General features: G+C 67.0%; 17 protein-coding genes. 6 read left to right on the plus strand and 11 right to left on the minus strand.

Translation table 11 applies throughout. From position 1 onward, the window contains the following. Positions 1–53: 53 nt before the first annotated feature. On the minus strand, positions 54–1,172 hold the full coding sequence (locus tag HMPREF9058_RS00490) for a viral protein TPX (RefSeq protein WP_043537692.1): 1,119 nt from the start codon (positions 1,170–1,172) through the stop codon (positions 54–56). Between the two features lie 126 nt (positions 1,173–1,298). Here HMPREF9058_RS00490 and HMPREF9058_RS00495 point away from each other — a divergent pair, with 126 nt between their 5' ends. Next, entirely contained in the window at positions 1,299–2,585 is a 1,287-nt protein-coding gene (locus tag HMPREF9058_RS00495) for an adenylosuccinate synthase (protein ID WP_009747422.1), read from the plus strand. Positions 2,586–2,854: 269 nt separating this feature from the next. On the opposite strand, the gene HMPREF9058_RS00500 is transcribed toward HMPREF9058_RS00495, so the two are convergent. The 5 genes from HMPREF9058_RS00500 to HMPREF9058_RS00520 form a co-directional block, all read right to left on the minus strand. Then, positions 2,855–3,841 carry a hypothetical protein gene (locus HMPREF9058_RS00500; protein WP_043537546.1) on the minus strand — a complete coding sequence of 329 codons (987 nt, stop codon included), beginning with the start codon at positions 3,839–3,841 and terminating at the stop codon, positions 2,855–2,857. A 94-nt stretch (positions 3,842–3,935) separates the two neighbouring features. Further along, the gene (locus HMPREF9058_RS00505) at positions 3,936–4,688 is read right to left on the minus strand and encodes a hypothetical protein (RefSeq protein ID WP_009405756.1); all 753 of its coding nucleotides are present in this window, start codon (positions 4,686–4,688) and stop codon (positions 3,936–3,938) included. A 263-nt stretch (positions 4,689–4,951) separates the two neighbouring features. Then, positions 4,952–5,827 carry a hypothetical protein gene (locus tag HMPREF9058_RS00510; protein WP_043537548.1) on the minus strand — a complete coding sequence of 292 codons (876 nt, stop codon included), beginning with the start codon at positions 5,825–5,827 and terminating at the stop codon, positions 4,952–4,954. 76 nt (positions 5,828–5,903) lie between these two features. Then, the gene (locus HMPREF9058_RS00515) at positions 5,904–6,947 is read right to left on the minus strand and encodes a hypothetical protein (protein ID WP_043537549.1); all 1,044 of its coding nucleotides are present in this window, start codon (positions 6,945–6,947) and stop codon (positions 5,904–5,906) included. 48 nt (positions 6,948–6,995) lie between these two features. Beyond that, positions 6,996–7,847 (minus strand): hypothetical protein, encoded by an 852-nt coding sequence (locus tag HMPREF9058_RS00520; RefSeq protein ID WP_043537550.1) that lies wholly within the window; start codon positions 7,845–7,847, stop codon positions 6,996–6,998. A 243-nt stretch (positions 7,848–8,090) separates the two neighbouring features. On the opposite strand from HMPREF9058_RS00520, the gene HMPREF9058_RS00525 reads away from it, so the two are divergent. Both HMPREF9058_RS00525 and HMPREF9058_RS00530 read left to right on the plus strand, forming a co-directional pair. After that, positions 8,091–9,938: a phosphoenolpyruvate carboxykinase (GTP) gene (locus tag HMPREF9058_RS00525; protein ID WP_009747636.1), complete on the plus strand. Its 1,848-nt coding sequence runs from the start codon at positions 8,091–8,093 to the stop codon at positions 9,936–9,938. Positions 9,939–10,917: 979 nt separating this feature from the next. Next, positions 10,918–12,168: a hypothetical protein gene (locus tag HMPREF9058_RS00530; RefSeq protein WP_009747436.1), complete on the plus strand. Its 1,251-nt coding sequence runs from the start codon at positions 10,918–10,920 to the stop codon at positions 12,166–12,168. Here the strand turns inward: HMPREF9058_RS00530 and HMPREF9058_RS00535 are convergent. The 3 genes from HMPREF9058_RS00535 to HMPREF9058_RS00545 all read right to left on the minus strand — a co-directional run bounded on the left by HMPREF9058_RS00535 (position 12,156) and on the right by HMPREF9058_RS00545 (position 13,415). After that, positions 12,156–12,761 carry a hypothetical protein gene (locus HMPREF9058_RS00535; protein ID WP_043537551.1) on the minus strand — a complete coding sequence of 202 codons (606 nt, stop codon included), beginning with the start codon at positions 12,759–12,761 and terminating at the stop codon, positions 12,156–12,158. The two genes, HMPREF9058_RS00530 and HMPREF9058_RS00535, sit on opposite strands and share 13 nt — an antisense overlap. A gap of 82 nt (positions 12,762–12,843) precedes the next feature. After that, entirely contained in the window at positions 12,844–13,221 is a 378-nt protein-coding gene (locus tag HMPREF9058_RS00540; RefSeq protein WP_009405961.1) for a type II toxin-antitoxin system VapC family toxin, read from the minus strand. Then, on the minus strand, positions 13,218–13,415 hold the full coding sequence (locus HMPREF9058_RS00545) for a type II toxin-antitoxin system VapB family antitoxin (RefSeq protein WP_003787711.1): 198 nt from the start codon (positions 13,413–13,415) through the stop codon (positions 13,218–13,220). Before HMPREF9058_RS00545 ends, HMPREF9058_RS00540 begins: the two co-directional genes overlap by 4 nt. A gap of 210 nt (positions 13,416–13,625) precedes the next feature. Here HMPREF9058_RS00545 and HMPREF9058_RS00550 point away from each other — a divergent pair, with 210 nt between their 5' ends. Together HMPREF9058_RS00550 and HMPREF9058_RS00555 are read left to right on the plus strand one after the other, a co-directional pair. Beyond that, positions 13,626–14,453 carry a helix-turn-helix transcriptional regulator gene (locus HMPREF9058_RS00550; protein ID WP_043537693.1) on the plus strand — a complete coding sequence of 276 codons (828 nt, stop codon included), beginning with the start codon at positions 13,626–13,628 and terminating at the stop codon, positions 14,451–14,453. Positions 14,454–14,591: 138 nt separating this feature from the next. Continuing rightward, positions 14,592–15,374: a VOC family protein gene (locus tag HMPREF9058_RS00555; RefSeq protein ID WP_009406281.1), complete on the plus strand. Its 783-nt coding sequence runs from the start codon at positions 14,592–14,594 to the stop codon at positions 15,372–15,374. A 124-nt stretch (positions 15,375–15,498) separates the two neighbouring features. Here the strand turns inward: HMPREF9058_RS00555 and HMPREF9058_RS00560 are convergent, their stop codons facing one another. Then, positions 15,499–17,811, minus strand: a complete 2,313-nt coding sequence (locus tag HMPREF9058_RS00560; protein ID WP_009747621.1) for a TerD family protein — start codon at positions 17,809–17,811, stop codon at positions 15,499–15,501. Positions 17,812–17,916: 105 nt separating this feature from the next. Beyond that, positions 17,917–19,224: a hypothetical protein gene (locus HMPREF9058_RS00565; protein WP_254654015.1), complete on the minus strand. Its 1,308-nt coding sequence runs from the start codon at positions 19,222–19,224 to the stop codon at positions 17,917–17,919. Positions 19,225–19,517: 293 nt separating this feature from the next. On the opposite strand from HMPREF9058_RS00565, the gene purD reads away from it, so the two are divergent. Continuing rightward, complete coding sequence (gene purD / locus HMPREF9058_RS00570) at positions 19,518–20,834, plus strand: phosphoribosylamine--glycine ligase (RefSeq protein ID WP_009747511.1); 1,317 nt, start codon at positions 19,518–19,520, stop codon at positions 20,832–20,834. Positions 20,835–20,988 lie beyond the last annotated feature (154 nt).

Consider the following 20,988-nt stretch of genomic DNA (forward strand, 5'->3'; position numbering starts at 1 on the left):
CGTCATGGCCCCGGAATCGACTGATTCCGGGGCCACGCGCCTTGAGGAGCTCGTTAGTACCACGCGCCGGGCTGGTTGTTGAACGGCTGCTGGTAGGGCTGGGCCTGCTGGTAGGGCTGGGTGGCGGGTTCCCCGTAGCCCGGCTGGTAGGGCTGCTGAACCGGCTGGTAGGGCTGCGGTGCCGGCTGACCCTGCTGGTAGGGCTGAGCAGCGGGGTCGGTGTAACCGGGCTGGTAGGGCTGCGGCGTCGGCTGTCCCTGCTGGTAGGGCTGAGCAGCGGGGTCGGTGTAACCGGGCTGGTAGGGCTGCGGCGTCGGCTGTCCCTGCTGATAGGGCTGCGCGGCTGGGTCGGTGTAGCCCGGCTGGTAGACCTGTTGCATCGGCTGGCCGAGGGGTGCTTGGTTGGGGTCGTAGCCCTGTGCAGGAGCCGCGTAAGGATTGAACTGGGGCTGGTTCTTCTTCCGCTGGTTCATGACGACCGCAGCCGCGACGCCGCTCACGATGGCCACCGCGATCACGCCGACAACCACCCACACCCAGACCGGAGTGGAGCCGCTGTCCTCCTCCTCTTCCGTGGAGGCCTGCTTGCTGCTGGCCGCTGCCTTCTTGGGGGCCTTGTCCTTCCCCTTGACCTTGTGCGAATCCAGGTTGTCGAAGGTGACCTTGTTGCCCTCGACCTTGCCCCCGTCGGCCTCTGTGACCTTACCGGGGAAAGTAACGCTCTGGGAGTACTTCACCCCATCGGACGGGGGTGAGCTGGATGTATCAGACGAGCCTCCGGTCGTGACGATGTACTCGTCGCCCTTGTGCTTGATCTGGCCATCGCTGTTATCGATGCTGTCGTTGCCCTCGATGGTGCAGGTCCGGGTGTCCCCGTTCTCCTTGAACGTGGCTTTCGCATTGCCGCCGTTGAATAAGTTTCCCTTGCAGTCACTCTCAGTCAGAGCGCCCAAACCGGTGTGGTCGGTCATGACTGCCTTCAACGTGTAGGTGTCATCCTCGTCGAGGACGATGTCAATGGTGGCTTCGAACAGGAGTGACGAGTCTGGGGCTGTTGGGAGACCATGCGCAGGCGCACCGGCCAAGGTCAAGGCGGCGGATACGGTCAGAACGAAGAGGCTCGCCAGCACGGAGCGCGGCGCGGAGATAGGGCGGGCGAAGACATGAGGCATGTCCACACCGTATCGCCTCCTGTATCTGTTGGTGGGGGACACCGGTGGGGATCTCTCCACCCGGCTCCGGTAGGCTAGAGGACGGTGTGTCCACCGGCACGCCGTCACTGAAGTCAGGGAGCAGCCATGCCAGCCGTTGTCGTCGTCGGGACCCAGTGGGGAGACGAGGGAAAGGGCAAGGCGACTGACCAGCTCGGTCAGGACGTCGACTACGTCGTGAAGTTCAACGGCGGCAACAACGCCGGACACACCGTCGTCATCGACGGCGAGAAGTTCGCCTTCCACCTCCTGCCGGCCGGTGTGCTCACTCCCGGGGTCACCCCCATCATCGGTAACGGCGTCGTCGTCGACCTGGAGGTCCTCTTCAACGAGATCGCTGAGATCACCTCCCGTGGCAAGGACGCCTCCAGCCTCCTCATCAGCGCCAACGCCCACATCATCCCCTCCTACAACCGGGTTCTGGACCGCACCACCGAGCGCTTCCTGGGCGCGCGCCAGCTGGGCACCACCGGCCGTGGGATCGGACCGACGTATGCGGACAAGATGAACCGCGTGGGCATCCGCGTCCAGGACCTCTTCGACGAGTCGATCCTGCGTCAGAAGGTGCACTCCGCCCTGGACCAGAAGAACAGCCTCTTCCTCAAGGTCTTCAACCGGGCCGCCATCGATGCCGACGCCGTTGCCGACGAGCTGCTGTCCTACGCGGATCGGGTCCGGCCCATGGTCGTCGACTGCTCCCTGGTACTCAACCACGCCCTCGATCAGGGCAAGACCGTCCTGTTCGAGGCCGGCCAGGCCACGATGCTCGACATCGACCACGGCACCTACCCCTTCGTCACCTCCTCCAACCCCACTGCCGGCGGCGCCTGCACGGGTACCGGTGTGGGACCCACCCGGATCGACTCGGTCGTCGGTGTCGTCAAGGCCTACACGACCCGCGTGGGCGAGGGGCCCTTCCCCACCGAGCTGCTTGACGACATGGGGGAGCGTCTTCGCACCGAGGGCGGTGAGTACGGGGTCACCACCGGCAGGCCGCGGCGCTGCGGCTGGCACGACGCCGTCGTCACCCGCTACGCGGCACGCGTCAACGGGCTGACCGACCTGGTGATGACCAAGCTCGACGTCCTCACCGGGCACGAGACCATTCCCGTGTGTGTCGCCTATGACATCGACGGCACCGTCACCCAGGAGATGCCGCTGACCCAGTCCGGCTTCCACCACGCCGTCCCCGTCTACGAGGAGCTGCCCGGCTGGAGCGAGGACATCAGTGAGGTCCGCAGCTTCGCCGACCTGCCTCAGGCGGCCCAGGACTACGTGCTGCGCATTGAGGAGCTGGCCCGCTGCCGTATCTCCGCCATCGGCGTCGGGCCGGGTCGCGAGGCCACGATCTCACGTCACTCGCTCATCGGGTGACGTGAGGGCGCGGCGTCAGCGATAGCGGCTGCTCGACGGCGCCGCGCTCAGGAAGCGGAATAGAGAGCTTCCGGGAGCGTGCCCACCGTGGGCCGGCCGTGGTGCTGCCCGCATGATGACCATTGTGATGCGTGCAGGGCAGTTCAGGAGCGATGTCCCTTTCCGGGTCCGATCCTTCTCCGATGTCCTCGTCGTGGTCCGCGTCGATCCGGACCTGCTGTCGGGGGAGTCATCATGCGAGCGGATTGACGCCCACCCGAGTCTGAGCCTCAGTAGCCTCCGTAGCCGTTGTGGTTCGGTGGAAAGTGCGGAGCGGGGGCCGGTCCCTGAGACTGCGGCGGCTGATACTGCTGAGGGGCAGGTGAGTAGCCGGGTTGGGCGGGAGGTGGGCCTGCCTGTGCTGGAGAGGGGAAGGCGGCCGGATGGGAAGTGGGCATAAGAGTGCTTGCCTGAAGCGACTGCTGCCCCAGCGCATCCAGGTACTTCTTCTCCCGGTTCTTCTTGAGCGTGTTGCTGACGATAGCGACAACTCCTCCGACCACAGCAATCACAATGAGTGTGACGACGATAGCTCCCTTTCCGCCCGATGACTGCGACGAGGACGTAGAACCGGGGGTGGCCGTTGAACTGGATGAGGGTGCGGAGCTGGATGCGGGCGTCGAACTGGGCGAGGGTGTCGAACTGGGCTGAGACGCCGCCTGGGCGGTGTCCTTGCCGCGGGCCTTCTGATTGTAGAAGCTGCTGAAGGAGACCTTGTTCTGTTGATCTCCCTCAACCTTGCCCCCTCCGGATTCCGTCACCTCACCGGGGAAGACGACTGTGAGGGAGAAGGTGTCGGCGCTGCCGTCCTTGGGTGCGGAGTCATCATGGGTGTCGACGACGTACTCGTCTCCGTCATGAGTCACGTAGTTGTTCCTGGATACGGGGGTGGTGTACGTGGCCTTGCAGGTCGGAGTCCCGTTGTCGTTGGTGAACGTAATGTCGGGTGGGGTGGCGGCCTGTGAGAACGTCTCTTGGACGCAGTCCTCCTTCAGGCTCTTTTCTCTGGAGGCCGGTGACGTGATCGTGATGGTGGTCGTCAGCTCTTCATCGGACTTGATGGCAAGCTCGAAGTTGATTTTCTCCTTGCTCGTGAGCTGTGCAGGTAGCGCGGCGCTGGTGGGGCTTGCCGCCACCGCCAGGAAGAGCGAGGCGGCCAGACAGAGCATCCCGGCGAGACTCGTCGCGGGGTTGTGTCTCAGGGCGAGATAACGCATGTACAGCCTTCGAATGGTGCGGGTCGGGTTGACTGCATGGCGGTGCGGAGGGCGTCGCCACTCGGTGCGACGCCCTCCGCACCGCCGTCGGAGCTCAGCCCCAGCTGGAGGGCGGGGGTGCTGACGGGTAGCCAGGGGGAGGCGGTACGGCCCCCGGAGGCATCGTGCCGTCCGGTCCGGGCTGGTTGTCACCTTGGGCGACGAAGCCGGAGGGGGACGGAGGCATGGCGCCGGGAGCCTGCATCTGGCCAGGAGTTTGCATCTGGCCAGGAGCGTAGGGCTGCTGCTGCGGTGCGTATCCCGGGGCGCTGACCGCGTAGGCCTGCTGCTGCGCCGTCTTCTTGCGCTTGAGGAACCAGAAGAGGCCGCCGCCGATCGCTCCGACCACCACAACCCCCACGATCACCCATACCCAGGGGAAGGCGGGAGTGTCCTTGCCGCTGACTCGGTACCTTCCCGGCTCGGTGAAGGTCACCGTGTTCCCACTGACCTTGCCGCCGTCGGCATCCGTGACCTGGCCCGGGAACGTGACGGAGAGCGTGTACTCACTGTCGAGTCCGGAAGACGAGGAGGGAAGGTTGCCCTTCTTGGTGTCGAGGACGTACTCGTCGTCCTTGTGCTCGATGAAGCCATCGACCTCGGAGATGTCGATCGACTTGCCTGAGAGTGTGCAGGTGGGGAAGCCGTCGCGCTCGGAGTAGGAGGCCTTCAGGTCTTTGAACGGCCCTCCGCCGTCAGAAGAGTTGCAGCCGTCCTTCAAGTTCCGCCTGGCGGACGAGGACTTGCTCTTGACTTGCCCGACGACGGTCATGTTGTAGGTGTCATCCTGGTTGATGACGATCCGCACGGAAATCGAGGGGTCGGAATCGTCACTCGCGGCGGAGGTGACCGCGTGACTTGGAGGGATCAGGAGTGTCAGAGACAAGAGAAACGCCAGAAAGACGGGCGTTCCCACGGAGCGGTGTTTGGGGACGGTCACGGCCATAGTTCTCACCCTAGTTGGTCGGTGTTGATGGGATCTCCGCATGGGGAGTGAAGGTGCGGAGAAAGATGTTGTGGCCCCGGGATCGTCAGATCTGAGGGCCACAACAACGCGAGGGGTCAATGGGGTCAGTAGGAGCCTTGTCCAGGAGCGCCGTAGCCGGTCTGCTGGCCGGGCTGGGCCTGGGGGGCGCCGTAGCCCGCCTGCTGGTCGGGAGCGCCATAGCCGGGCTGGGCCTGGGGAGCGCCGTAGCCCGCCTGCTGGCCGGGCTGAGCCGGGAAGGCCTGGTTCGGGTCATAGCCCTGGACGGGCGTTCCGTAAGGAGCCTGGGGCTTGTTCTTCTTGCTGCGGATGACGAGGAAGGCGACCAGGCCGCCGATCAGTGCCAGGGCGCCGACTCCGACGATGATCCAGACCCACATGGGGATGGAGCCGTCTCCGCCCTTCACGGTGTGGGACTTGATGTCGGTAAAGGTGACCTTGTTGCCATCGACCTTGCCGCCGTCGGCCTCTGTGACCTTTCCAGGGAAGGTGATGGACTGGGTGACGTCGAGCTGGTCCATGTCACCGATTGCCTCGTCGGTGCCGATCTTGACGACGTACTCGCTGCCCTGATGCTTAATTGTGCCGTCGCTGTCCTTGATGGAAGCGGAGCCTTCAATCGTGCAGATAGTCGAGTCGCCATCCTCCTTGAACGTGGCCTTGGCGTTCTTGGAGTTCTTGCCGAACTGCGTCTGCGAGAAATCGTCGACTTTACAGTTGTCTTCGCTGAAGATGCCGAAACCGCTGTTGTCGGTCATCACCGCTTTCACGGAGTAGGTGTCGTCGGACTTGATGACGATGTCGGAGGTGATCTTCAGGCCGGGGTTTGAGGAGTCGTCGTCCATGGGGGCGGCGTGTCCCGGGGTGCCGAGCAGCGCGAGGGGTGCGGACAGAGCGAGCACCGCAAGAGCCGTCAAGACGGACAGGGGCCTAGGGATGCGATGGGCGATGGCAGGTGTCATGCCCACACAGTAGCGGGTCGGATGCCAGGTTGTAACCGGATCGTCATGGGTATCGTTCCCCGCTCCGGGCAGACCGTCACTGGGGCTGCTGAGACGGGGGCTGGAAGTCGGTGTGACCGTGCCCCTCCTGGTAGGGCATCTGCGTGTATCCCGGTCCGGGCGCCTGGGGTCCCCACTGCTGGGCGCCATAGGTGCTGAAGACGCCGGCGCCTCCAGGGGACTGAGGTGGAGGGAGAACGCTGGTGTCCTGGCCCGAGTCGACGTAGGGGGCGTAGCCGTCGCGAAGGTTGGTGACGGGATAGGGGTGGGTCGATCCCGGCATCGGCGGCAGGGGGCTAGGGGGAGACTGGTACGGGCCGCCGGTATAGACCTCCGGAGGCATGGTGCTGGTCGCCTCGGCCCCCTGAAAGGCTTGACCATAGACCTGGCCGTAGGGCGGTGCTGGAGCCAGCTGATTGGCCCGACGAGTCTTGAGGAGATACACCACGACGCCGACAACGATGAGGAGGACGACGGCGACGGCCGTCGCGATCATCCACCACTGCAGATGGAACGTGCCGTCCCCGCCCTCGGCGTGGAGAGCCTCAGAGCTCTCCATCACGTTGTCCCAGGTGACCTTGTTGTCGTCATTCCTCCCGTTGGACTTCGTCACCTCTTCGGGAAAGGTCACGGATACTGAGATCTTCATTCCTCCCGAGGTGCCCGGGGAGGTGGGCAGGGAGTCGTCCTTGCCGAGCTTGCTCAGTGCCTCGGGGGACAGGTCGAAGACGTACTTCCCGCCCTGGTGCTTGATCGTCCAGATGTCGGTCTGCAGGTTCTTGAGGGGAACCGACTTGGCTGTGACCTGGCACGCCGGCTGGCCGTTGTGGGACGTGAAGGTGTAGTTCGCCTTGACTCCCTTGGGCAGGGGGGTGGACTTCTCGAGCTTCGCCTGGGTGCAGCTCTCCCTGCTGATGAGCGACAGCCCCGACGAGTCCCACATGACGTAGGACAGGTCGGCGGTCTCGTTGTCATGGATGACGAAGTCGTAGTGAGCCCCGCATCCGGCCAGCAGCAGTGCGAGGCCCGTCAGTACCGCCACGGCCACTCGTCGCCTGACAGTGCGGGAGTCATGATTCATGTGTCGAGTCTAAATCGGTGCTGTGACAACGTGGAATAGTCGGAGTGCTCAGTGTCGCCCCGGCGCCGCCTTGCGGGGTGCGCGTCCGCTGCTGCGCCGTCGTAGGACGGCCACTGTCAGGACGCCGCCGAGCAGGGCCAGCCCCGCGGTCAGCCAGATGCGGGAACGAGTCCACCACGATACCCCCCGCGAGTCCTGGGCGTAGCCCGAGGCGCTCACGCCCTTGGCCACCGTGTCCGGGTCGTCCCAGGTGACCGTGGTGCCCGAGACCTTCCCCCCGCCTGACTGCGTCACCGCGCCGGGAAAGGTAACGGAGACCTTGGTGTCGACCAGGCCCTTGAAGGACGTGCTGCTCGGCTGGGCTCCGCCTGGGCCACCCGAGTCGCCCGATGGCGCGGCAGGGGTCTGAGATGCGTTGCCCTGCGCGCCTGCGGCCCCGTTGGCGTCCTGGGAGGGGTCGGAGGGGAAGGGCTGGATCGTCACCTTGTAGACCTCGCCGTCGCGCACGACGATCGTGTTGGGCTCGGCCTGTGAGGCCTGGGGGACCTTGACCCCGCTGATGCTGACCTGGCAGCCGATTCCGTCGTCGCCGGTGATCGGGGTGGCCTTGACCGTGGTGCCCTCGGGCACGCCCAGGGCGGTGGGGTCGGAGTAGGTCGAGCAGTCGGGGGCCTTTCCCTTCGGGAAGACGGTTCCGCTGGTATCGCGCATCTCCAGGGCGACGTCGTAGCTGCCCTGAGAGCGGATGGTCATGTCCATGTGGGCGGTGCAGGCCGACAGCGCCAGGCAGGCGGCGGTCGCCACGACGGCCGGTCGAAGCGCCCGGAGCGCCGGCGGGCGGGGCAGAGGACGCGAGACGGGGCTCGTGGGACTGGACGCGGAGGACGGCGCGACGGACATGCGGGCACGCTACACGCTCGCACTGGACCTTCACTGAGGGCGGAACGACGCCGTTTCAAAGGCGGCAAAAGCCGCCATCCTCCCGAATGTGGCCGATCACATGCCGGTCCGGCCGGGCAGAGAGGCCCAGTTGGGACCTTCGGCGATGTGACCTGGGGCGCCCGGTGGGGGAGGATTGCTCTCGACCGAGCGAGTCGGCAACGGCGCGCTCACCGGATCAACATACCCAAGGAAGGGACTCGCATGACTGTGTCTGAGAAGGACGTCCGCGCCGCCGCGCCGGCTAACGCCCCTGAGGATGTCATCGAATTCGTCACACGCATCGCCGAGCTGGCCAAGCCCGAGAACGTCTACTTCGCGGACGGTTCACAGGAGGAGTGGGACCGCCTCACCACCGAGATGGTGGAGTCCGGCGTGTTCACGCGCCTCAACCCCGACAAGCGCCCCAACTCCTTCCTCGCGCGCTCCCTGCCCAGCGACGTCGCCCGTGTGGAGTCCAGGACCTTCATCTGCTCCGAGAAGGAAGAGGACGCCGGCCCGACCAACAACTGGTACGACCCGGCCGAGATGAAGAAGATCCTCCACGAGAAGTTCGACGGCGCCATGCGCGGCCGGACCCTCTACGTGATCCCCTTCTCCATGGGTCCGCTGGGCGGCCCCATCTCCCAGCTCGGCATCGAGCTGACCGACTCCCCCTACGTGGTAGTCAACATGCGGATCATGACCCGCATGGGTGCGGCCGCCATGGACCTCATCGCTGAGGGCCGCCCCTGGGTCCCGGCCGTCCACTCTGTCGGCGCCCCGCTGGCCGAGCACGAGAAGGACACCACCTGGCCTTGCAACGACGAGAAGTACATCACCCACTTCCCGGAGACCAACGAGATCTGGTCCTTCGGCTCCGGCTACGGCGGCAACGCCCTGCTGGGCAAGAAGTGCTACGCACTGCGCATCGCATCGACCATGGCCCGCCGCGACGGCTGGATGGCCGAGCACATGCTCATCCTGCGTCTGACCGACGAGAAGAGCGGCAAGCAGTACCACGTCACCGCCGCCTTCCCGAGCGCCTGCGGCAAGACCAACCTCGCCATGCTCCAGCCCACCATCCCGGGCTACAAGGTCGAGACCGTCGGTGACGACATCGCCTGGATGCGCCCCGGCCCCGACGGCCGCCTGCGCGCCATCAACCCCGAGGCCGGCTTCTTCGGTGTCGCCCCCGGCACCTCCTACGACACCAACCCCATGGCCATGGACACCATGAAGGCCAACACCATCTTCACCAACGTCGCCCTGACCGACGACGGTGACGTGTGGTGGGAGGGCATCGACGCCCCGATGCCGGAGCACCTCATCGACTGGCAGGGCAACGACTTCACCCCGGCCGACGCCGCCGAGGGCAAGAAGGCCGCTCACCCCAACAGCCGCTTCACCACCCCGGCCTCGCAGTGCCCGATCATCTGCCCCGACTGGGAGGCCCCCGAGGGCGTGGCCATCGACGCCATCCTCTTCGGCGGTCGCCGCGCCACCAACGTGCCGCTGGTCGCCGAGCAGTACGAGAATGCCCACGGCGTGTTCATCGGCTCCGCCGTGGCCTCTGAGGTCACCGCCGCCGCCCTGGACGCCAAGGTCGGCTCCCTGCGTCACGACCCCATGGCCATGCTGCCCTTCTGCGGCTACCACATGGCCGACTACTGGTCGCACTGGCTGGAGATGCAGGAGAAGCTGGGCGACAAGTTCCCCAAGGTCTACCAGGTCAACTGGTTCCGCAAGGACGAGAACGGCAAGTTCATCTGGCCCGGCTACGGCGACAACTCCCGCGTGCTCGACTGGATCGTGCGCCGTGCCTCCGGTGAGGTTGAGGCCGTCGACGGCGTCACCGGCCGCTACCCCAAGTTCGAGGACTTCAACCTCGAGGGCCTCGACCTGGGCGAGGAGGAGTGGGCCAAGATGTACGACATCGACCCCGAGGCCTGGGCCGCCGAGATGGACGACACCGAGGAGTACTACAAGCAGTTCGGTGACAAGCTGCCCGAGGCCATCAAGGAGCAGCTCGCCAAGTTCCGTGCGCGCATCGATGAGGCCAAGAAGGCCTGATCTCAGCTGAGGTCCTTCCCTGAGGAGGACTGAGACGGGGGCTCCGACCGGTTCGCCGGTCGGAGCCCCCGCTGGTTGCTGCTGTTGCCACCCTCGCCGCCGGCTGGGTGGCTGCTACGCGCCGTGTCGGTGTCGAGGAGGCGCCCTCAGGCTCGAGAGCTGAGCGCCGGGGGCATGTTGACTGTCCTGTCGGCGACGAAGCGCCGAAGGGAAGAGGCCTGGCGGGTCCTGGCAGGTCGCTGGTGTCCACAGCGCTGACATTAACCCCGTATCGGCGCTGCACGCCGGAGAGAAACCGCAGTATTCCAACGATCCCCGCTGGGTGCACCGACGTCTGGCCCGCTAATGTCAGCGCTGTGGACACCGGCCTCGTAGGAGTGAGTTCGGGGTTCTTGCGGCACGGCCCGGCGCCCGGTCACAGGTCCGCCCCCACCGTCCCCTGCCCGCCGCCTGCGCAGGGTCTGGTGGTCAGGGTTCGGCTTCGGCCCCTCCCAGAGTTGGCCCGATTTGGCTCGAGCCGGCCTGCTCCACGAGGGTCGGGATCCACTGGCCAAGGGTTGTGCCTACTGCACGAAGGCCCCACCTACCCCCAGTACTCCCAACTCTCGTCCAGTAGCACCCCATCCTCGTGCAGTGCATCCAGACGACGCCGGCAGCCACCACAGTGACCAAGGCACCCCTCCGGCAGGGAGAATCAGCAGCTCTCCCATCTGGCAGACGCACTCACCGGTGTCGTGAGATGTCATGACATCCGAAAGTCTCAGAAGGCATGAGACAACACATGAGCGCCGGGCACAGGCCTCGAACCGTGTGGCGCGTCCACGCGGGACGACGTCGTAGACGGGATGGTGAACGGTGCCCATCGGAGAACGCGAATCGGCGCCGCGGCCGCTACTACAGTGACGAAGGGCCGATGGTGGGCGCGTGGATTGCTCTCCCATCGTGCCGGCGACCTGCAGCGGCGTGGAAGGTGCGGAGCATGAAATGGCAGGACAACGACCTCGGTGGCGGTCGGGGGGACCTGTTCGACGAGACGCTCGGGAAGTCGATGCGGTGGTGGGCCACGGAGACGTCTGATGGGCGCCTGCTCCTACGGCGCTCAGTGATGATCCGCTGCTGTGCGCTGCTGGTGCTCGCGGTGGGGGCGCCCGGCGTGGTCTACAACACTCTGCCGTTGATGAGCCCCTACATCACCGAGTTTGAAGCCAATGACGCCATGATCTGGGTGATCATGTTCGGCATTCCGGTGGTCTGGGCGATCAATACCCTGCGGCGTCGGACGGTGCTGAGCCAGGACGGCATCGCCATGCGCCGCCTGCTGTTCACCGAGCGGCGCCCCTGGGAGTCGGTGGCCTCGAGGTTCACGCTGTCGACGCTCAACCTGACTGACGGGCCGTCGTCGTACGGCGGATTCATTGAGCGGACTCGGATCTCCATCGAGAACGGCGACGGCGATGATGCCATTCGGCTTCCCGGATGCGTCATCGGGATGACATGGGGGAGCTCTGAGGACCGCGCCGCTGCGGCTGTGGGGGACTTGCAGTACTACATCTATGCGCGGGGATGGGGTGTCTCGGAGGAGGCCGCTGTCAGCGAGGACCCTCATCTCGTGGCGGCCCGGGGCCGCCACGGGGCGGAGAAGATGCTGCAGCGCAGCCGCCTGGTGTTCTGCACCCCGCTCTGGCGCAGAGTCAAGGAGCACCTGTGCAACGGTGGGCTCTTCCTCATCGGCATGGGGGTGCTGTTCCTGGTGATCGGTGGTCAGCAGCTGTTCTTCGAGACCAAGCCGCTCAGCGGATCGGATATGGCTTTCGCGGTGCTCTTCCTTCTGCTCGGACCGGTGACCATGGCGTATCCGCTCTACAAGATCTACGAGTGCTTCCCTCGAGTTGTTGTGGACGAGCAGGGGATTCGCGTGGGAAGACGCTCGTGCGTCTGGCCGGAGTCCCGCTCCGGATTGTTCGTTGCGGGGGACCGGATCTTCGTCGTCTATGGCAACGGGAAGCACCTGGCCCTGGATGGCGCCGGTGTCACGTGGGGGAGCTTTCAGCGCCGGCAGGAACAGCTGGTCGCCAGGTGTGAGGCGATCTGGCTCTGGGGGGTCGCCCACGGCGCGACCCGGGAGACCGGCCGTTATGTCCCCCTTGGGAATGCCGGCATGCAGGAGGAGCGCGAGACCCTCGAACGCGGGATCGGTTTAGCGGTTCCTCACCGGGGTCAGCCTGCCTGATTCTGGGTGGCCAGGGCCCGGTGGCGCCAGATCAGCAGGATGGTGGCAAGGATCCAGCAGATCGCCCCTGCGGCCAGGCCGGCGACGAGGGGCACCACGAACTTGCTGAACGTGATGGTGGGGCCCACGAGGATCGCGTCAGTGCCATCCAGACCCTCACATGAGACCCGGTAGCCTCCCGACTTGTCGGCTTTGAAGGTGAGAACCGAACTGAACTCGCCGTCGTTGTTGGAGATGTTCATCCCGCCGTTGGGGGAGGTGCGGACATCCTTGCCGTCAGGGTCCACAACGGTGCAGTTGTTGGCGGCGGCGGTTCTCGATACGTACAGAGCGCGTTCGTCATTGCTGCTCAGGCTGACCTGCTGACCGTTGGTGACGACGTCACCACTGGTGGCGATGCTGGCGACGGTGATGACCGACCCGATGCCCCAGATGGCCAGTCCCATCAATGGGCCGATGACGAACAGGATGATCGCCACGACCAGCTTTCCGACGTGCGTCTGGCGGGGGCGCTGCTGCCCGTAGGGAGGCGCGGCCTGATACTGGGGCTGGTACGGCGGCTGGTACGGGGGCTGATTCTGGGGAGCTGACATCGGTCCGTGTTTCTGAGCGTACTTCGACTGCCGTTGTAGCGTAGCAAGTCAGGTATTCAGTGACCCGGCCTGTTTCAGGGCCTCAGCAGGCGGTTCCTTCGGTGAAGGAGACTCCGCGCTCTTCGGCAGCGCGGAGCAATCGCTTGTCGCGTGTCCACAGGCGGGCGCCGGGGACCAGCATGACGGAGCCGAGCAGGTGTGCATCGACTGGGCTGAGTCCCCGGCCCCACAGTGCATGAGCTGCGACCAGAGCCAGTAACTCGTCATGTGAGAGGGCTGGGAACTGGCGGAGGTGCGCTAAGTGCTTGAGGACGTCATCTCTGGACCTGAGTGATCCCATCGCCAGCTCCTCCGCCACGAGTGGATGGGCCCCAATCTCGTCCTCGTGCAGCAGGCTGACGAGTACTGGGTCCGAGTGGTGGAAGTGATCGATCCATACCGAGGTGTCGACAAGGATCACTGGCTGGCGCTCCGACGTCGTGGAGCGGCGCTCGCCGTCCGATCAGAGCCGCCGAGGGCTGCAAGGCGACGCGCGCTCTCCACTCTGACCAGGGTCTCCAGGCCGGCCCGCAGCAGCTCGGTGCGCTCAGTGATGCCTGTGAGCTCCTGAGCGTTGGCAATGAGGTCGTCACTGAGTGTCACGGTGGTTCGCACGATACCTCCTACACCAGAATCATCACCAGATGATGCAGATTCTAGTGCATCTGCCATGTGATGACCAGTGATCGGTCATGAGCTGACCGATCTCGCTCGACGGAGCGGGCAGCCACTTCGGGCCGGCGACGATGCCGGACAGTGGGTTGGAGATGAATAGGAAGAGATGGGCCCTCGTTCTGGAAGTCACCGCTGTGTAACGTGCTGTTCATGTGCCAGCACCCACCTGACGGGCTCATGTCGCCAGGATCGGCCTGCTCGGTTCCGGCCGTCGACGACGTACAGACGGGTCCACCTCTTGACGCGCCCGCCGCTGACCTGGCGTTAAGTGCCACCCGGTACCTGCGCACCCGTTTCCGTGAACGTGTCACCGTCGGGGACCTCTCCGAGCACCTCGCCTACAGTCCCTCCCATCTCACCCGGGTCTTCACGTCCGTCGTCGGCACCTCGCCCATGGACTACCTGGCTGCTTGGAGACTGCAGGAGGCCAAGCACCTCCTCATCACCCACCGACTGGGCGTGGTCGAGACCTGCCACGAAGTCGGCTACAGCTCAGTGGGTACCTTCAGCCGCCGTTTCCTGCGCGACGTCGGAACCCCACCCGGTTCTCTGCGTCGCATCGCCGACCGGGTCGCCGAGCGCACCCAACCGGCCGTGAGCCTCCTGGTCCCGTCGGCTGGAAGAATCCGCATCCGCCTTGATGTCCCCGAGGAGAAGCGTCGCGCGCTCGGGCCGGCCCCCTATCAGTGGGTCGGCACCTTTCCCCGTCCCGTCCCCAGCGGGCTGCCGACCAGCGGCACACTGCGCCGACACATCGACGAGGTGGAGCTGCCCATAGTCCCGGGCTCTCCCTGGATTCTTGCCACCATCTTTCCCGACGGCGCCGACGTCCACGAACAGCTGGCCCCCACAAGCCCCCTCGTTGCGCGGCTGCATGTTCCAGTGGAGCCCGTCCCCGGCCCCATCACCCTGCCGGTGCGCGCCGCTCTCCCATGGGACCCGGCGGTCCTCGTGGCGCTGGCGGCGATGGTGGTCTGACGGTCGTCTGAGATGGCCTGAAAAGGGCGTCGCTCAAGAGAGCAGGATCGGAGTCGTCCGCTGTGTGCCGGTCGGTCTACCGTCATGGAACGTCAAGATGTCCCCCGACATGCAGCTGGATACGCAAAGGAGCCACCGATGACCGACGCCACCGCCAATGCCCTGCCTACCGAGCGCCTTGCCGGCTTTCCCTGCTGGATCGAGCTGTACACCCCGGACATCGATGCCTCGGCCGCGTTCTACCGGGACCTTCTCGGCTGGGAGATCACCCGCGCCGAACCGGGCGAGCCGCTGACCACCGAGGTGCATCACGGAGGCCGGCTCATTGGCTCCTTCGAGCCTGCTGACGCGGCGCCCGGGGACCCTGGCTGGAGGGTGAGCTTCCTGGTCGACGACGTCCGCACCGCAGCCGCAGGCGCTGAGATGAGCGGCGGGAGCGTCGTTGTGGAGCCCACTGGCGTCACGGAGACCATGGCCTACGCCCTCGCCGCAGACCTCGACGGCAACGTCGTCGGACTCCTGCAGGACGAGGACTGCGAGGGGCCCTACCCCTACCAGGCCGGGATGCCGGTGTGGTTCGACGTCCTGGCCAGTGACCTGGAGCCGGCCGAGCGCTTCTACCGGGAGGTCGCCGGGTGGCCCACCCGCCGGCTGACGATCGCCGACCAGGAACAGGACTTCTACACAAGCGTCGTCGGGGGCAGATCTGTGTGCGGCGTTGGTCGGGCCGGCTACTTCGGGCGAGAGGAAATCCCTTCGCACTGGCGCATCTACTTCGGGGTTGAGGACGCCGACGCCGCCGCCCAGCGCGTGTGCGAGCTGAGAGGAACTGTCATCGTCGAGCCCTTCGACTTCACGTTCGGGCGCATGGTGGAGGTGGCAGACCCGCACGGTGCGCGCTTCCTGCTTACCACTTTCTGATCCTCACGCAGCAATAGTCGGGCGGGGCCACTGATGGCCCCGCCCGACTGCGTCCGGGAAGCGAAGGCGCTGGGAGAAATGTGAAGGCAGAAGGAAGCACCCTCATGGCCGGACGCGGCCCAGGTTACTCCGCCTGCCGGCCCTTGGCGTCCCCGTCCGATCCAGAGGTTGCCTCCGCCGTGACCTCCGCGGGGCCCAGCAGCGCCAGGATCCGCTCGGTCTGCCACGGCAGGATCCCGCCCTCACCGAAGACCATCTCGGCCTCATTGGGGTCCTCGACGACGTCGTCGGCCAGGAGCCCCAGCAGGTGCGCCAGCGGCATGCGCCGCCCCTCCAGCAGGTCGAGCAGGTGCGCCAGGACCCGGTTGCTGCTGCGATCCAGGTTCGCCACCTGGTGCTCGCCCACCCCCACGGGCAGGTCCCACCAGATGAGGCGGCGCTCGGCGAGGTCGATGACAAAGGGCGTTGCGTTGAACGTGGGAGAGACCAGGTCGAGGCGCTGCATGACGGTGGAGGCCTCGAAGACCTCCCCGCTCTGCGGATCCGCGCCGCGGGCCATCGCCCCCGCCCAGCACTCGGGCACCTCACTGAGCCGGTGGTGGGAGAAGGAGTGGACCGTCATGACGACGTAGCGCCACCCCTGCCGCAGCGCCTCGGCCAGGGTGACGTCGATGAACTCGGCCGCCCCGTCGGGCGCTGAGGTGAGGTCCCCGGAGTGCACGGCCGCCGTCGAGCGCAGGTTGTAGTAGGCGATCTGCTCGGTGCGCGTGAAGTCCTCGGAGACGAAGAAGGCCGACAGGTCCAGGTCCACGCGGGTGTCCCTGTCCTCGGCGGCAGCAGGTCCGGCAGGCCCCGGGGCCTTGGGAGGGGCCTCCGGCAGGTCGCGCCAGTGCAAGAAGAAACGGATCGTCTCGCCCTCGGGCAGCGGCAGTCGGGTGCCGCGCCCGGCCGTGCGCATACCCGGTGAGGCCGAGCGCAGTCCCACCGGAGTCGTGTAGCCCTCGTACATCCCCTGGTCGACGGCGATCCGCCCCAGGCGCTTCCGCTGCCGTAGGGCTTCCTCGACGGCGCGAACCACCGCCGCGTCGGCCGGGCCTGGTCGGCGGGTGGAGGGGATGAGCGTCGTCTTGGTGCCCGTGGCCGCCTTGATGGCAACCACCCGCCACGGCAGGGCGTCCGGCCCGGGGGAGGCGAAGTACTCCCACAGGCGCACCAGAACCGGCAGGGCGACCTCGGGCGCGACCCGGGCGAACTCGGCGACCACGCGCTCGCGGGCGGCCTCATCGGCGCACAGTCGCAGCAGATGGTTGAGACGGCGAGCGAAGACCCCGGGGCGGGCGGACAACAGGCGAAGAGCGCCATCGACGTCGCGGCGCGCCAGGGCCTCCTCCAAGCGTGAGGTGAAACCCGCTTCGGCGTCCCCGGAGGCGACCTGGTGCAGCAGCTTGGTGGCGCGCGGGAAGCGACGCGCGTAGTCGCCGGGGCGCAGGTGGCGGGCCAGCCGCTTCCACCGCTCGCAGCGCCGAGCCATCTCCTCGGCCGAGTCCCGGCTGTCCTGGGCCTGCCCGACGGCGTCGAGCAGCCCCAGCAGCCGGCGCCGCTGCGCACGGGAGAAGGAGGGGAACCTGCACGGCTCAGCCAGGGAGACGTCGCCGCCCGCCAGGGCGACCGCCAGGCGCAGCACGTCGGTGACGGTGCGGTAGGAGGCGGAGAAGTCCAGGCCCGGGAAGACGACGGTGAGGACGGCGAGGTTCTCCTTGACCGCCACGTGTGGCGCCGCCTCGGGGCCGAAGTCGCGCAGGGCCGTCAGGTCCGCGCGGTCCTGGGCGCTGAAGGGGGTCGCCTGGGCGACGAGGTCGGCCACGATCCGCTCCAGGTCCTGCACCGTGGCCAGGCCCAGCTCGGTGAGGGCGCCGTCGTCTCCCGGCAGGGGCTCGCGGGGGCTGGGCCGGTAGTCCGGCAGGATCCGGACCCCGACGACGTCGCCCAGGTAGTGCAGGGCGGCGTTGACCAGCAGCGTCGCCTCGGAGGCGGTGCGGACCTGGATGGGGAAGTCGGGGTAGAAGGGCCGGTACTCGGCGGCCGGTGAGCCGGAGGTAAGGCGGGCGACGGCATTGACCAGCGCCCAGGCCTGCTCGGGGTGGGCGAGGGCCTTCCGGGCCGGGTCGGAGAGCCGGTAGCCCAGGGCGCGCAGCGTGGTCAGGGCCGTGTCGACACCCGCGTCGCTGCCCCGCTGCGGCGTGGGCTCCGCACCCTGCGGTGAGGCGGAGTACGACGGCGCCGGCCCGTCAGCGGCCGGCGGGACATAGACGGCCCCGAGCCGGCGGATCGTCACCGCGTTGAGCTCCGCGGTCGCCTCAGCGCCAGGGGCGGAGGCGGTGGCCGCGCCGGCTCCTGCGTCGGTCGCCGTCGTCGCAGAGGACTGATTGACTCCCACGGGACCTCCTGACGTATCGCCCTCCGGGGACTCCGCGTCCCGGAAGTGACGTGAGCCTACCGGAGCGTCGCTCCTCGCACTGGGGGTGGAAGGCGGCTGGGTGACTCAGTAGCGTCCGTACGAGTTCTCCAGCAGCGTCCGGAAGGAGTCGATCTCAACCTCAACCTTGCTGAATCCGCTGGTCACCTCGACTCCGTGGTCCCCGACCTGGAACAGGCGCATGAGGAACCCGTCGTTCGTGGTGCGTATCCCGTAGGGGAATCCATAGCGCTGCTCCAGGGCCTGGGCAATTCGCCAGGTGTAGTCGGCCACGTGGCGGTCGTCGAAGCGCAGCCGCTCCTCCTCATCCCCCTCAGGCTTAGTGACCACCTCGATGCCCCAGGTGCCGGAGAATCGCGATTTCTCCGCGAGCCAGCCGTCTCCGCGCAGAATAGGGCGGTCCAACCTGATGCCCGGGCGGCCGCCGAGCCGCTTGAGAACGCTCGTGATGGCGGCGCCGTCGAGGACCTGCTCGACGACGGAGAGGATCTGGGGGATGGACAGTCCGATCCGCATCGGTACGGCCTGCCAGTTCACCGGTGGCCGGTCGGGACCGGTGGGCGCGGGCGTGGAGGCAGCCAGCCTGCGAAGCTCGTCCATCGTCATCGCCGGTCCGGGCGAGTCCTTCCCCCGATCCTCCAGGAGGAACTCGATATCGTCCCTTTCCATATCGTTCTCGTCTCCGCTGGGGCTGGCGGCGATGAGACCATAGTCGCCGAAGCCCTCGGAGCCGGCGAAGCGAATATCACTGAGGGGGCGCCCACCGGCCAGGCCGGCGACGACGTCGCGTATACTGATCTGGCTTCGCTCGCTGCCGAGGAGATTGCGGGGGATGAGGACCTCTTCCCCGGTGGCCTCGACGGTGACCGTGAGGCCCTCGACCGTGCCGGTGAAGGAGACCAGCCCCAGCCCGGAGGCGCCCATGTCCCAGCGAAGAGTGAAGGGACGGCGCCACTGCGGCGGCATGAGGGCCAGGTTGTCGGGAAGGCCGCCGAGAGTCTTCGCCGTGGTCTCCTCGAACATCTCCCAGTTGACGACGTGGGCCTCTCCTGGGCCCCAGTCGCTGACCGGGGCCCTCCCCAGCTCTACCGTCCAAAGGTACGGATAGTCCTCGGCCTCGCCCCACTTGAAGCTCTGATACTCGTCGGTATCGATGGGGTAGGTGGGGTTGTAGGAGTCGACAGTCAGCTCGTACTCGCCTTTCAGCGGGCGATAGTCCGGCTCGATCTCGACGATCCGCTCCCCGATTCTCCAACGGAAGAAGAGATCCGGGCCGTAGACGGCGAAGGACTCGGTGCCCAGGATGGCGGCGGCGTCGAGCAGGAACTGGTGCACGTCCGCCTCGGTCAAGGTGGTTCCCAGGAGTGCAGCCACGCGATTGGACAACTCCACCTCAGGGTTCACCGCACCGTTCACAGTGCTGATCGCCGCGCTGGTCACAAGATCTCTCCGTTCAACGTCGTCAGCCACTGTGTGCTGAATGCCTACTCCTCAGCATATTTTCTCGCGCTGACGATTTCTTAGGTTTGCTCTTCACGGTAGGAGAGGAGTCATCCCGGAGAGACCCGACCGTAGCTCGTCCGCCGATCGGAGATATCCTCCGGGCGTAGGCGCGCGGGGCCCGTGATTCCGGGCCTCATGCGGCCTCCATCATCTAGGCTGTCGCCGTGAAGATCCTGCTCCTCGGCTCCGGCGCGCGCGAGCACGCCCTGGCCCGTGCCCTCGCCCGTGATCCGCAGACCTCCGAGCTCATCGTCGCTCCGGGAAACCCCGGCACCTCAGCCATTGCCACGAACCTCAACATCGACCCCAGTGTCCCCGAGGAGGTCGTGGCCCTGGCCACGCAGATGAAGGCGGATCTCGTCGTCGTCGGCCCCGAGGCGCCCCTGGTCGCTGGTGTCGCCGACGCCGTGCGCGACGCCGGGATCCCCTGCTTCGGCCCCGGCGCGGAGGCCGCCCGCCTGGAGGGCTCGAAGGCTTTCGCCAAGGAGATCATGACCGCCGCGGGCGTCCCCACCGCCGAGGCCGCCGTGTGCACCACCGAGGCCGAGCTGTCTGCAGCCCTGGACCGCTTCGGGGCCCCCTACGTCGTCAAGGAGGACGGCCTGGCCGCCGGTAAGGGCGTCGTCGTCACCGACGAGCGCCCCGTCGCCCTGGCCCACGGCCACGCCTGCCTGACTCGCGGCAGCGGTCGCGTCGTCGTCGAGGACTACCTCGACGGCCCCGAGGCCTCTGTGTTCTGCGTGTGCGACGGCGCCACCGTCCGCCCCCTGGCCCCCGCCCAGGACTTCAAGCGCCTCCTCAACGACGACGCCGGCCCCAACACCGGCGGCATGGGCGCCTACTCGCCCCTGTCCTGGGCCCCGGCGGACCTCACCGAGCAGGTGGTGCGCGAGGTCGCTCAACCCGTCGTCGACGAGATGGCCCGCCGCGGCACCAGCTTCATCGGCCTGCTCTACTGCGGCCTGGCCCTGACCAGCCGCGGCCTGCGCGTCGTCGAGTTCAACGTGCGCTTCGGCGACCCCGAGACCCAGGCCGTCCTGGCCCGCCTGACCTCCTCCCTGCCCGAGCTCCTCCACGCCGCCGCCACCGGCCGCCTCGCCGAGGCCCCCGAGCCCACCTGGTCCGAGCAGAGCGCCGTCGACGTCGTCATCGCCGCCCCCGGCTACCCCGGGACCGTCACCACCGGCGGCACCATCACCGGGATCGAGGCCGCCGAGGAGCTCGACGACGTCCACGTGCTGCACGCCGGCACCGGCACCACCGAGCGCGGGGAGCTGGTCGCCGTCGGCGGGCGGGTCCTGTCCGTCGTCGCCCTGGGAGCAACCCTCGAGGCGGCGCGGGAACGCGCCTACGAGGCCGTCGAGCGCATCAACCTTGAGGGCGCCCAGTACCGCACCGACATCGCCCAGGCGGCGAGTGAAGGCAGAGTTAGCAGCGTTAGCAGCGTCGGCAGCGCTGCCAGCGCCGACGGGGCCGAGTAGAGTTCCTCGCCGTCGCAACCACGGCGCGCGGCTCGCCCTGCGCTGAACCTAGGAAGACCGCGCCGTCAGACCCGGCCGCTGGAGGCGGTGCCCGTGACGCACGCACTTCTTCCGAGACCAAACGCACACTGCACCGCTCTTTCCTGAGGGGGGC

Source organism: Actinomyces sp. oral taxon 175 str. F0384 (assembly GCF_000223355.1).
GTDB lineage: Bacteria > Actinomycetota > Actinomycetes > Actinomycetales > Actinomycetaceae > Actinomyces > Actinomyces oris.

Excerpts from the sequence above, each read along its gene's own strand:
- HMPREF9058_RS00510 (WP_043537548.1), bottom strand. The coding sequence starts at position 5,827 with ATGACACCTGCCATCGCCCATCGCATCCCTAGGCCCCTGTCCGTCTTG.
- HMPREF9058_RS00490 (WP_043537692.1), bottom strand. The coding sequence starts at position 1,172 with ATGCCTCATGTCTTCGCCCGCCCTATCTCCGCGCCGCGCTCCGTGCTG.
- HMPREF9058_RS00515 (WP_043537549.1), bottom strand. The coding sequence starts at position 6,947 with ATGAATCATGACTCCCGCACTGTCAGGCGACGAGTGGCCGTGGCGGTA.
- HMPREF9058_RS00535 (WP_043537551.1), bottom strand. The coding sequence starts at position 12,761 with ATGTCAGCTCCCCAGAATCAGCCCCCGTACCAGCCGCCGTACCAGCCC.
- HMPREF9058_RS00550 (WP_043537693.1), top strand. The coding sequence starts at position 13,626 with ATGTGCCAGCACCCACCTGACGGGCTCATGTCGCCAGGATCGGCCTGC.
- HMPREF9058_RS00525 (WP_009747636.1), top strand. The coding sequence starts at position 8,091 with ATGACTGTGTCTGAGAAGGACGTCCGCGCCGCCGCGCCGGCTAACGCC.
- HMPREF9058_RS00500 (WP_043537546.1), bottom strand. The coding sequence starts at position 3,841 with ATGCGTTATCTCGCCCTGAGACACAACCCCGCGACGAGTCTCGCCGGG.
- HMPREF9058_RS00520 (WP_043537550.1), bottom strand. The coding sequence starts at position 7,847 with ATGTCCGTCGCGCCGTCCTCCGCGTCCAGTCCCACGAGCCCCGTCTCG.
- HMPREF9058_RS00530 (WP_009747436.1), top strand. The coding sequence starts at position 10,918 with ATGAAATGGCAGGACAACGACCTCGGTGGCGGTCGGGGGGACCTGTTC.
- HMPREF9058_RS00495 (WP_009747422.1), top strand. The coding sequence starts at position 1,299 with ATGCCAGCCGTTGTCGTCGTCGGGACCCAGTGGGGAGACGAGGGAAAG.
- HMPREF9058_RS00555 (WP_009406281.1), top strand. The coding sequence starts at position 14,592 with ATGACCGACGCCACCGCCAATGCCCTGCCTACCGAGCGCCTTGCCGGC.